Source organism: Pseudomonas defluvii, assembly GCF_001695625.1.
Classification (GTDB): Bacteria; Pseudomonadota; Gammaproteobacteria; order Pseudomonadales; family Pseudomonadaceae; genus Aquipseudomonas; species Aquipseudomonas defluvii.
This window is the reverse complement of record NZ_MBPN01000049.1, coordinates 25,986-36,717: the sequence shown is the minus strand read 5'-3', so window position 1 is coordinate 36,717 and position 10,732 is coordinate 25,986. Positions and strand designations below refer to the sequence as shown.

Genomic DNA, 10,732 nt, shown 5'->3' with positions numbered 1-10,732 from the left:
ATGACCATGGCTCCGGCCTTGCTGGTGGCCTTGCTGGTGGCCTGGTTGAGCCTGGGCCTTGCGCCTCAGGGCGTTGCGCGGGTGGCACAGATCATCAATGAACAGGACGCCTTGACCGAGTTCGACACCTTGGTTCCGGGACGCTTCCAGACCCTGCGTGACGGTTCACGTGTTACCTATAGCGAGCAGCTATCCGATAACCGTGAGAATCTGGGCGGGGTGTTCATTTCCGAGAAACGCGTCTCCCAGGACAAGAGCAAGGACCGCGGTCCTTCTGTGCTGGTGGCCGAGAAGGGGCGTCAGGAAGTGCAGGCGGATGGCAATCGTTACCTGATCCTGGAAAACGGCTACCGCTATGACGGTAATCCGGGGCAGGCCGATTACCGCATCATCAAGTACGACACCTACGGGGTATTGTTGCCCAAGCCGGAAGTCAGCGAGGAAGTGACTGATCGGGAAGCAATCCCGACGTCGACGTTGCTGGGTGCCAAGACCCTGCGCGAGCGCTCCGAGTTGCAATGGCGGATTTCGTTGCCATTGCTGGTGTTTGTCGTGACCGTGCTGGCCGTGCCGCTGTCGCGCGTCAATCCGCGGCAAGGACGTTTCCTCAAGCTGCTGCCGGCGATTCTTTTGTATATGGCGTATCTGACAATGTTGATCGCTGCGCGTGGTGCCCTGGAAAAAGGCAAGCTGCCGATCGCCTTGGGGCTTTGGTGGGTGCATGGCTTGTTCCTGCTCATCGGCCTTGGGTTGATGTACTGGGAGCCGTTGAAGCTCAAGCGTGCTGCCCGCCGTGCGGAGGTGGCCCGTGGTTAAACTCGACCGTTACATCGGCAAGAGTGTGTTCCTGGCAATTATTGCCGTACTGGGGATCATTCTCGGCCTGGCCTCGCTGTTTGCCTACATTGATGAAATGAGCGACATCAGCAACACCTATACCCTGATGGATGCGGCTAGTTTTGTGCTGTTGACCGCGCCGCGTCGGCTCTACGACATGCTGCCGATGGCAGCACTGATCGGTTGCCTGATCGGTCTCGGCAGCTTGGCCAGCAGCAGTGAGCTGACCATCATGCGCGCGGCTGGCGTGTCTATTGGCCGTATCGTCTGGGCAGTCATGAAGCCGATGCTGGTGCTGATGCTGGTCGGCGTGCTGATTGGTGAGTACCTGGCCCCGGTCACCGAAAACAAGGCCCAGGCCGAGCGCTCCCTGGCGCAGGGCGGTGGTGAGGCGCAGTCTTCCAAGCGCGGTATGTGGCATCGTCAGGGTGATGAGTTTGTCCACATCAACAGCGTTCAGCCCAACGGCCTTTTGTATGGCGTAACGCGCTACCGCTTCGACAGCGAGCGCCGCATGCTGACGTCCAGCTTTGCGCGCAAGGCCCAGTATCAGAACGATCACTGGTTGCTCAGTGGCGTCACCACCACGCACTTCCGCGGCGACAGCACTGAAGTGCTCAAGAGCCCCGAGGAGCGTTGGGATGTGGCGGTTACCCCTGAGTTGTTGAATACGGTGGTCGTTGCCCCGGACTCGCTCTCTATTTCCGGGTTGTGGGACTACATTCACTACCTGTCCGACCAGGGCTTGAACAACGCTCGCTACTGGTTGGCGTTCTGGACCAAGGTGATGCAGCCGATTGTGACGGCGGCGCTGGTGCTCATGGCGGTGTCGTTCATCTTTGGCCCGTTGCGTTCGGTGACCTTGGGGCAGCGGGTGTTTACCGGCGTGCTGGTGGGGTTCACCTTCCGGATTGCCCAGGACCTGCTGGGGCCGTCCAGCCAGGTGTTCGGTTTCCCGCCATTGTTGGCGGTGCTGATTCCGGCAGGTATCTGCACGTTGACAGGGGTATGGCTGTTGCGCAGGGCCGGTTAAGCCGTAACGCGTATGAAAAAGCCGACCCTGGGGTCGGCTTTTTCATGGGCGACTGATCACGGTTTCAGCGCTCAGGCCTTTTCCTTGCCCTTCTTGGGGATGCGCACCAGCTGACTGTCGGAATACATGTCATGCCAGCTGCGCTTTTGTTTGTCGATCAATACCCAGAAGAAACCCAGGCCCAGGCATAGCCAGGAGGCGATGGAGACAACAAAGCGTAACAGTGCCTGCCACAGGCCGATGGCGCTGCCATCTGCGTTTTGTACGCGAATCCCCCAGACCTGCATCCCCAAGGTCTGTCCACCGTGGGTCCAGAATTTGGCGAAGAAGCCAAACAGCATGAACACCAGAATGGTCGACAGCAGCGGGTCGGTGTCCAGGGCGCCAGCATCGGTCAGTTCGCGCATCCGCGCCTCGCCAATGAAGGCCATCATGATCATCTTGTAGACCAGGGTGGTGACCATTAGCAGCGCTGTACACAGCAGGAAATCGTAGAACATTGCCGCAAGGCGACGTCCCAGGCCGACGGCTGGGAAATCGCCCTGAGGCTTCAACAGGTGCTTGGGCATACAAGAAGCCCTCCTTGCGCAAAACGCCCATTCTACGGAATAACAGGCACAAAAAAGCCCCTGCTGTTGCCAGCAGGGGCTTTTTATCGGGAAATCAATTTTCCGCGATAACTTCGTCAGCCTGCATGCCTTTTTGGCCCTGCACGGCGATGAAGGTAACTTTCTGGCCTTCTTTCAGGCTCTTGAAGCCGTTGCCCTGAATAGCGCGGAAGTGTACGAACAGATCCGGACCGCTTTCTGGAGTGATGAAACCAAAACCTTTTTCGTCGTTAAACCACTTGACGGTACCGCTCTGACGAGTCGACATAGCTTATTTCCTTTGGAACTTAGAATTAGTAACAGCTTCTTTCAAATGAAAGAGTACTGGGCTGGGTTGCAGGAAAGTAAGAGACGTCGAACGGGTTGTAGCAAATCTCAGAGCTACTGCCCAGGTCACGAACCATAGCGACCCATGCAAACACAGTGAACAGACAATACGCTAACTTTGAAGACAAAAACAAGCCCTGAAAAGCGCCGGATTTTGACCTTTTTAGCCGCTGCTTGGGCGATTTTTTCTGGCGCATTCCAAGCGGTTTTTCGGCTGTGTTCAGATGTTGTGAAACGCGTTCGGTTACGAAAATCTCGAACGCGTTTCGTCACGCTTCTGGGCGGGTATCAGCCGCGGTAGTAGCGTTGGGCAACAAAAGGCATCTTGCTGACTTTCATCGCTACGCGTTTGCCACGCACGATGGCCCACACAGGGGTATCCAGAGCGGCATGGGCAGTGTCCAGGTAGCCCATGGCTACAGGGGCGCTCAGGCTCGGGCCGAACCCACCGCTGCAGACACGGCCAATGACGCTGCCGGCTTCATCGACAATCTCGGCGTCCTCGCGGACAGGTGTGCGCTCTTGGGGCAGCAGGCCGACCCGCTTGCGTGCAACACCGTCTTGCTGCTGAGCGAAGATCCGCTCGGCACCCGGGAAGCCGCCCGCACGCGCGCCATCGGCACGGCGTACTTTGGAGATGGCCCAGAGCAGGCTGGCCTCGATGGGGGTGGTTTGCGCGTTCATGTCGTGGCCATACAGGCACAGGCCGGCTTCCAGGCGCAGTGAGTCGCGCGCACCCAGGCCGATCGGCGCCACTTCCGGCTCAGCCAGCAGGCGACGTGCCAGGGCGTCGGCATTGGCCGCCGGTACGGAAATTTCAAAGCCGTCTTCACCGGTATAGCCGGATCGGCTGACGTAGCAGTCCACACCCAGCAACTGCACGCTGGTGAACTGCATGAAGGTCATGCCCGCGACTTCGGGAGCCAGACGCTCGAGTACCTTGACTGCCGCCGGGCCCTGCAGGGCCAGCAGGGCGCGTTCCTCAAACAGGGGCTGGATTTCGCACTGGTTGCCGATGTGCTGGCGCAGGTGCGCCAGGTCCTGCTCCTTGCAGGCCGCATTGACCACCAGGAACAAGGTGTCGTTGCCCAGGTTGGCGACCATCAGGTCGTCGAGGATACCGCCCTGTTCGTTGGTGAACATGGCGTAGCGCTGCATGCCTACCGGCAAGTCGATGATGTCCACCGGCACAAGGCTTTCCAGTGCCTTGGCGGCTTCACTGCCCGTCAGGCGGATCTGGCCCATGTGCGAGACATCGAACAACCCGGCCTGTTCACGGCTGTGCAGGTGCTCTTTCATCACCCCCATTGGGTACTGCACGGGCATGTCGTAGCCAGCGAAGGGCACCATGCGTGCGCCCAGTTCCAGGTGCAGGGCATGCAGTGGGGTGGTGTGCAGTGTTTCGGTGGACATTGATGACTCCTTGGGACTTGAGAAGGGGTGTCAGCATTCGATGATGTTGACGGCCAGACCGCCGCGGGCGGTCTCCTTGTATTTGCTTTTCATGTCGGCGCCGGTCTGGCGCATGGTGCGGATAACTTTGTCGAGTGAGACGAAATGCTGCCCGTCGCCACGCAAGGCCATGCGTACCGCATTGATCGCCTTGACCGAGCCCATGGCATTGCGTTCGATACACGGCACCTGAACCAGCCCGCCGATGGGGTCACAGGTCAGGCCGAGGTTGTGCTCCATACCGATCTCGGCGGCGTTTTCGACTTGCTGCACACTGCCGCCCATCACTTCGCAGAGGGCACCGGCAGCCATCGAGCAGGCCACACCGACCTCGCCCTGGCAGCCGACTTCGGCGCCGGAGATCGACGCGTTTTCCTTGTAGAGAATGCCAATGGCTGCGGCGGTGAGCAGAAAACGCACAACGCCGTCTTCGTTGGCACCCGGGATAAAGCGCATGTAGTAGTGCAGCACTGCCGGAACGATGCCGGCGGCACCGTTGGTCGGTGCGGTAACCACGCGTCCGCCAAAGGCGTTTTCCTCGTTGACCGCCAATGCATAGAGGTTGACCCAGTCGAGCACCGAGAGCGCATCACGAAGGTTCGCTTCCGGGTGCTGACACAATTGGCGGTACAGCGCGGCGGCCCGGCGCTTGACCTTGAGCCCCCCCGGCAGGATGCCTTCATTGCGACAGCCAGCGGCCACGCAGTCCTGCATCACCTGCCAGATTCGCAGCAGGCCGCTGCGGGTTTCGCTTTCCGGGCGCCAGGCGGCCTCGTTGGCCAGCATGACCTGGCTGATCGAGAGGTTCTGTGTGGTGCAATGGCTGAGCAGTTCCTTGGCAGTCTTGAACGGCAATGGCAGCACCGTGCGGTCCTCGACTATGCGGTCGGCCCCGGCTGCATCGTCGTCCACGACAAAGCCGCCACCGACCGAGTAGTACTCGCGGCTGCGAATTTGCAACCCGGCAGCGTCGAAGGCGCGGAAGATCATGCCGTTGGGATGGTAAGGCAGCGGTTTGCGAATCATCGCCAGGTGCTGCTTTTCAATGAACGCGATGCTGTGTTCGCCTAGCAGTTTCAGCTGTCCGCTGCTGCGGATGGCCTGCAGGCGAGCAGGAATGGTTTCGGTATCGACGTTGTCGGGATGCTCGCCTTCCAGGCCGAGCAAAACCGCCTTGTCGCTGCCGTGGCCTTTGCCGGTGGCGCCGAGCGAGCCGTGTAGCTCGACTTTGACGCTGACGGTGGCGCCCAGCAGGTGATCGCGGCGTAACCCTTCGGCGAAGCGCGCAGCGGCACGCATCGGGCCGACGGTGTGGGAACTGGAGGGGCCGATGCCAATCTTGAACAGGTCGAAGACGCTTAGTGACATGGTCGTGCCCTCAGGGGTGGGACGGTTGCAGGAGCCGGTTGTGCCGGCTCCTGCCGTTCAGGCATCAGGCGTCCTGATAGCTCTCGATCGACGGGCAAGCGCAGACCAGGTTACGGTCGCCGAACACGTTGTCGACCCGGCCAACCGGCGGCCAGTACTTGGCTTCGATCAGCGTTGGCAGTGGGTACACCGCCTGTTCGCGGCTGTAGCCATGTGCCCATTCACCCACCAGTTCGGCCGCCGTGTGTGGCGCGTTCTTCAGCGGGTTGTCGTCCTTGTCCAGGCTGCCATTTTCTACCGCGCGGATCTCTTCTCGGATGCAGATCATCGCGTTGCAGAAGCGGTCCAGTTCTTCCTTGGACTCACTCTCGGTAGGCTCGATCATCAACGTGCCGGCTACCGGGAAGGACATGGTCGGTGCGTGGAAGCCGAAGTCGATCAGGCGCTTGGCCACATCGTCAACGCTGATACCGCTGCTGTCCTTGAGTGGGCGCAGGTCGAGGATGCATTCATGGGCAACCAGGCCATTGCTGCCGGTGTACAACACAGGATAGTGCTCTTCCAGGCGACGGGCGATGTAGTTGGCGTTGAGGATCGCCATCTGCGAGGCGCGCTTGAGGCCGGCACCACCCATCATGCGAATGTACATCCAGGTGATTGGCAAAATGCTCGCGCTGCCGAACGGTGCGGCGCAGACCGCGCCTTCCTTGCGCGCCATGTGCCCGTGGCCTGGCAGGAACGGTGCCAGGTGGGCCTTGACGCCAATCGGACCAACGCCCGGGCCGCCACCGCCGTGCGGGATGCAGAAGGTCTTGTGCAGGTTCAGGTGCGACACGTCGCCACCGAACTTGCCAGGGGCGCACAGGCCGACCATCGCGTTCATGTTGGCGCCGTCGATGTACACCTGGCCGCCGTTGTCATGAATGATTGCGCAGATCTCGCCAATGGCTTCCTCGAACACGCCGTGGGTCGACGGGTAAGTGATCATCAGCGCGGCGAGGTGTTCGCGGTGCTCGATGGCCTTGGCGCGCAGGTCGTCGATGTCGACGTTGCCGCGGGCGTCACAGGCAGTGACGACCACGCGCATACCGGCCATGTGCGCAGTGGCTGGGTTGGTACCGTGGGCCGACGACGGGATCAGGCAGATGTCACGACGATCGTCGCCACGGCTCTGGTGGTAGGCGCGAATGGCCAACAGGCCAGCGTACTCGCCCTGAGAGCCGGCGTTAGGCTGCAGCGATACTGCGTCGTAACCGGTGGCGGCGCAGAGCATGGCCTCCAGCTCGTCGGTCAGTTGCTGGTAACCCTGGCTTTGTTCGGCCGGGGCAAAGGGGTGCAGGTTGCCGAACTCTGCCCAGGTGATCGGAATCATTTCGCTGGCAGCGTTGAGCTTCATGGTGCAGGAGCCCAGCGGAATCATGGTGCGGTCCAGCGCCAGGTCCTTGTCGGCCAGCTTGCGCAGGTAACGCATCAGCTCGGTTTCGCTGTGGTAGCGGTTGAACACCGGGTGCTCGAGGATCGCTGACTGGCGCAGCAGTGCTGTTGGCAGGCGCGATTCGACGCGGGCTGCCAGTGCGGCGAAGTCTGGCAGTGCCTGGCCGTTGGCAAACAGCGCCCAGAGTGTTTCAACATCGGCCTGACGGCTGGTTTCATCCAGCGACAGGCCCAGGCGCTGGGCGTCGATCTGGCGCAGGTTCAGCTGTTGGGCGCGGGCGCGCTCATGCAGCGCAGCGGTGTTGCTGCCGGTGGCCAGGGTGAGGGTGTCGAAGAAGCTCTGTGGCTCGACGGTGACACCCAGTGCCTGCAAGCCGGCAGCGAGGATGGCGGTCAACTGGTGGGTGCGCTCGGCGATCTGCTTCAGGCCTTGTGGGCCATGATAGACCGCGTACATGCTGGCGATGTTGGCCAGCAGTACCTGAGCGGTGCAGATGTTGCTGGTGGCCTTCTCGCGGCGAATGTGCTGCTCGCGGGTTTGCATGGCCAGGCGCAGTGCGGTCTTGCCGAAGCGATCGATGGACACACCGACCAAGCGGCCTGGCATGTCGCGCTTGAAGGCGTCGCGGGTGGAGAAGTAGGCGGCGTGCGGGCCGCCGAAGCCCAGCGGAACACCAAAGCGCTGGGCGCTGCCGATGGCCACGTCGGCACCGAATTCCCCTGGTGGCGTCAGCAAGGTCAGGGCCAGCAGGTCAGCGGCGACCGCGACCAGGGCATTGGCGGCGTGGAAGCGTTCGGTCAGCTCGCGGTAGTCGAAGACCTCACCGTTGCTGGCCGGGTACTGCAGCAGGGCGCCGAAGAACGCGCTGACGTCGCTGAGCTCGCGCTCGTCGCCAACCACCACGTCGATACCCAGCGGTTCGGCGCGGGTGCGCAGTACGTCGAGGGTTTGTGGGTGGCAATGCACGGAGGCGAAGAAGGCATGGCTGCCTTTGTTCTTGCTCAGGCGCTTGCAGAAGGTCATGGCTTCGGCAGCAGCGGTGGCTTCATCGAGCAACGAGGCGTTGGCAATCGGCAGGCCGGTCAGGTCGCTGATCAGGGTCTGGAAGTTCAGCAGGGCTTCCAGGCGGCCTTGGGAAATTTCGGGTTGGTACGGGGTGTAGGCGGTGTACCAGGCCGGGTTTTCCAGCAGGTTGCGCAGGATCGGCGCAGGGGTATGGCAGTTGTAGTAGCCCTGGCCAATAAAGGTCTTGAACAGTTGGTTCTTGCTGGCGATGGCCTTGAGTGCTGCCAGTGCGTCTGCTTCGCTCTGGCCGGCGCCAGCATCGAGCACGCTGGTGCCCTTGATGCTGTCGGGAATCACGCTGGCGCTCATGGCGTCCAGCGAATCAAAGCCCAGGGTGGCAAGCATGCTCTGCTCGTCGCTCTGGCGTGGGCCGATGTGCCGGGCGATGAATTCGTTGGCAGTGCCGAGGTTGATAGTCATGGCTGCTCCTCAGGCCTCGGCGCTGGCTTTGATCAGGCGGTCGTAGGCGTCCTGGTCGAGCAGTTGCTCGACGGCGCTGGCATCGGCCGGGATGAAGCGGAAGAACCAGCCTGCGCCCAGTGGGTCTTCGTTGACCAGCTCAGGGCTGTCTTCCAGGCCGTCGTTGACGGCAACGACTTCGCCGTCGAGTGGCATGTAGACACCACTGGCGGCCTTGACCGACTCGACGGTAGACGCTTCGGCGCCTTTTTCGTAGTGCTGCAGTTCTGGCAGTTGCACATAGACCACATCGCCCAGCGCGTTCTGGGCGAACGCGGTGATGCCAACCGTGACGCTGCCGTCAGCTTCGACACGCAGCCATTCGTGATCTTCGGTAAAACGCAACTCGCTCATGGGAATTCCTCGGGGGACACGGTGACGGGCCGGTTACGCAACCAGGCCTAGGACTGGTAACTCCTTAGCAATTTTGTGGCCAATTCAATAAATCTCTTTTAAATCAATGACTTATGATTTTTCATGAATGCGAGATGACACGGCTGTAGCGAAATCGCTACAGCCGGGGTGCGAGAAAAAAGCTCAAAGGGATCAAAACCTTGCGTTGTAGCGCAAAAACCGTACTGTATCGAAATCGTTACGCCGTAGCGTTTTCAGTACGCTGAATGTCGCTTTCAGTGCTTTCCGGGGATGCCGTACTTGCGCAGGCGATGGGCGATGGCCGTGTGCGAGGTCTGCAGGCGGTTGGCCAACTGCCGGGTGGAAGGGTAGGTGGCATAGAGTTTTTCCAGCAGGCTGCGTTCGAAGTCTTCCACGGCCTGTTCCAGGCTGGTCACTTCACCATCCTGTTCGCGGGCCACAGACGTGCCGGCGATGTCCAGATCGCCAATGTCCACCAGGCTGCTTTCGCAGATCGCGGCGGCGCGGAAGATCACGTTCTGCAATTGCCGCACGTTGCCAGGCCAGTGGTTGCTGAGCAGGGCAGGGTACGTTCCGGGGGCCAGACGGCAGAGCGGACGCTGGATCTGGGTGCAGGCCTGTTGCATGAAATAGCGGGCCAGCAACAGGATGTCCTGGCCGCGCTCGCGCAGTGGCGGTACTTGCAGGTTCAGCACGTTCAGGCGGTAGAACAGGTCTTCGCGAAAGGTACCCTCGGCGACCATTTTCTCCAGGTTGCGGTGGGTGGCGCTGAGGATCCGCACGTTGACCTTGACCTCACGGTCGCCGCCCACCCGGCGAAAGCTGCCATCGCTGAGAAACCGCAGCAGCTTGGCTTGCAGGTAGGGCGACATTTCGCCGATCTCGTCGAGAAACACCGTGCCCTGGTTGGCCAGTTCCATCAGCCCCGGCTTGCCGCCACGCTGCGCACCTGTAAAGGCCCCGGGGGCATAGCCGAACAGTTCGCTCTCGGCAAGGTTCTCCGGCAGGGCTGCACAGTTCAGGGCCAGGAACGGTGCAGTGTGTCGGCTGCTGATGGCATGGCAGGCGCGGGCCACCAGCTCTTTGCCGGTACCGGTTTCGCCATGGATCAGCAGCGGGGCATCCAGGGTGGCGACCCGCAGTGCGCGGGCCTTGAGTGTACGTATCGGCGGTGAGTCACCGAGCAGCGCATCGAAGCCTTCGGCGTGGTCGTGATGCAGGGCCGACAGGCGCTCACCGATACGGTTGGGTTGGTACAGGGTCAGCAGGGCACCGGCATTGGTGATCGGGGTGGCGTCGAGTAGCAGGCTCTGGCCGTTGAGGACCATTTCACGCATGGGCAAGCGAAAACCGTTTTCGAGCAAGGTATCAAGCAGGCCGGGGTCGCCGAAAAACTCCCCCACTGAGCGCCCTGCCGGCTCCTGGCCGCAGAGCGCAATCAGCGCCGGATTTGCCAGCAGGACAGTACCTGCACTGTCCAGTGCCAGCACCGGGTCGCTCATTGCCGCCAGCAGTGCATCCAGTTGCAAGTGCCGACGCTGGCCGGGGAGGATGTCGACGACCTTCACCGTTTGCACGCCGCGTACATTGAGCAGGGCGTCGTGCAACTCCTCGAGTACATCGGGACTCAAGGTCGGCGCATCGATGTAGACGTTGGGCGGCACCATTTCCACGGCATCCAGGTTCAGATGACGGGCACCGAGCAGGGCCAGGACTTCCTGGGTGATACCGACGCGGTCGATGAAGCTGACGTGGATGCGCATGGGGCGTTAA

9 protein-coding genes are annotated in these 10,732 nt (G+C 61.3%); 2 read left to right on the top strand and 7 right to left on the bottom strand.

Going from position 1 to position 10,732, the window contains the following annotated elements:
- A partial coding sequence (gene lptF / locus EKA13_RS14880; protein ID WP_065760173.1) for an LPS export ABC transporter permease LptF occupies positions 1 to 816 on the top strand: 816 nt, incomplete at its 5' end.
- Positions 809 to 1,870: an LPS export ABC transporter permease LptG gene (lptG, locus tag EKA13_RS14875; RefSeq protein WP_065760172.1), complete on the top strand. Its 1,062-nt coding sequence runs from the start codon at positions 809 to 811 to the stop codon at positions 1,868 to 1,870. The genes lptF and lptG, both read left to right, overlap by 8 nt.
- 71 nt (positions 1,871 to 1,941) lie before the next feature.
- Here the strand turns inward: lptG and EKA13_RS14870 are convergent, their stop codons facing one another.
- From EKA13_RS14870 to EKA13_RS14840, 7 genes are all read right to left on the bottom strand, one after another.
- Positions 1,942 to 2,439, bottom strand: a complete 498-nt coding sequence (locus EKA13_RS14870; protein ID WP_065760171.1) for an RDD family protein — start codon at positions 2,437 to 2,439, stop codon at positions 1,942 to 1,944.
- 94 nt (positions 2,440 to 2,533) lie between these two features.
- The gene (locus EKA13_RS14865) at positions 2,534 to 2,746 is read right to left on the bottom strand and encodes a cold-shock protein (RefSeq protein WP_065760170.1); all 213 of its coding nucleotides are present in this window, start codon (positions 2,744 to 2,746) and stop codon (positions 2,534 to 2,536) included.
- Positions 2,747 to 3,093: 347 nt separating this feature from the next.
- Positions 3,094 to 4,218: a glycine cleavage system aminomethyltransferase GcvT gene (gcvT, locus tag EKA13_RS14860; RefSeq protein ID WP_065760169.1), complete on the bottom strand. Its 1,125-nt coding sequence runs from the start codon at positions 4,216 to 4,218 to the stop codon at positions 3,094 to 3,096.
- A gap of 30 nt (positions 4,219 to 4,248) precedes the next feature.
- Positions 4,249 to 5,625, bottom strand: coding sequence for an L-serine ammonia-lyase (locus EKA13_RS14855; protein WP_065760168.1), 1,377 nt, complete (start codon positions 5,623 to 5,625; stop codon positions 4,249 to 4,251).
- Positions 5,626 to 5,689: 64 nt separating this feature from the next.
- A complete protein-coding gene (gene gcvP / locus EKA13_RS14850) occupies positions 5,690 to 8,545 on the bottom strand; it encodes an aminomethyl-transferring glycine dehydrogenase (protein ID WP_065760167.1) in 2,856 nt (951 codons plus the stop codon).
- Positions 8,546 to 8,554: 9 nt separating this feature from the next.
- Positions 8,555 to 8,938 (bottom strand): glycine cleavage system protein GcvH, encoded by a 384-nt coding sequence (gene gcvH / locus EKA13_RS14845; protein ID WP_065760166.1) that lies wholly within the window; start codon positions 8,936 to 8,938, stop codon positions 8,555 to 8,557.
- A 275-nt stretch (positions 8,939 to 9,213) separates the two neighbouring features.
- Positions 9,214 to 10,722, bottom strand: coding sequence for a sigma-54-dependent transcriptional regulator (locus EKA13_RS14840; protein ID WP_065760165.1), 1,509 nt, complete (start codon positions 10,720 to 10,722; stop codon positions 9,214 to 9,216).
- Positions 10,723 to 10,732: the final 10 nt, after the last annotated feature.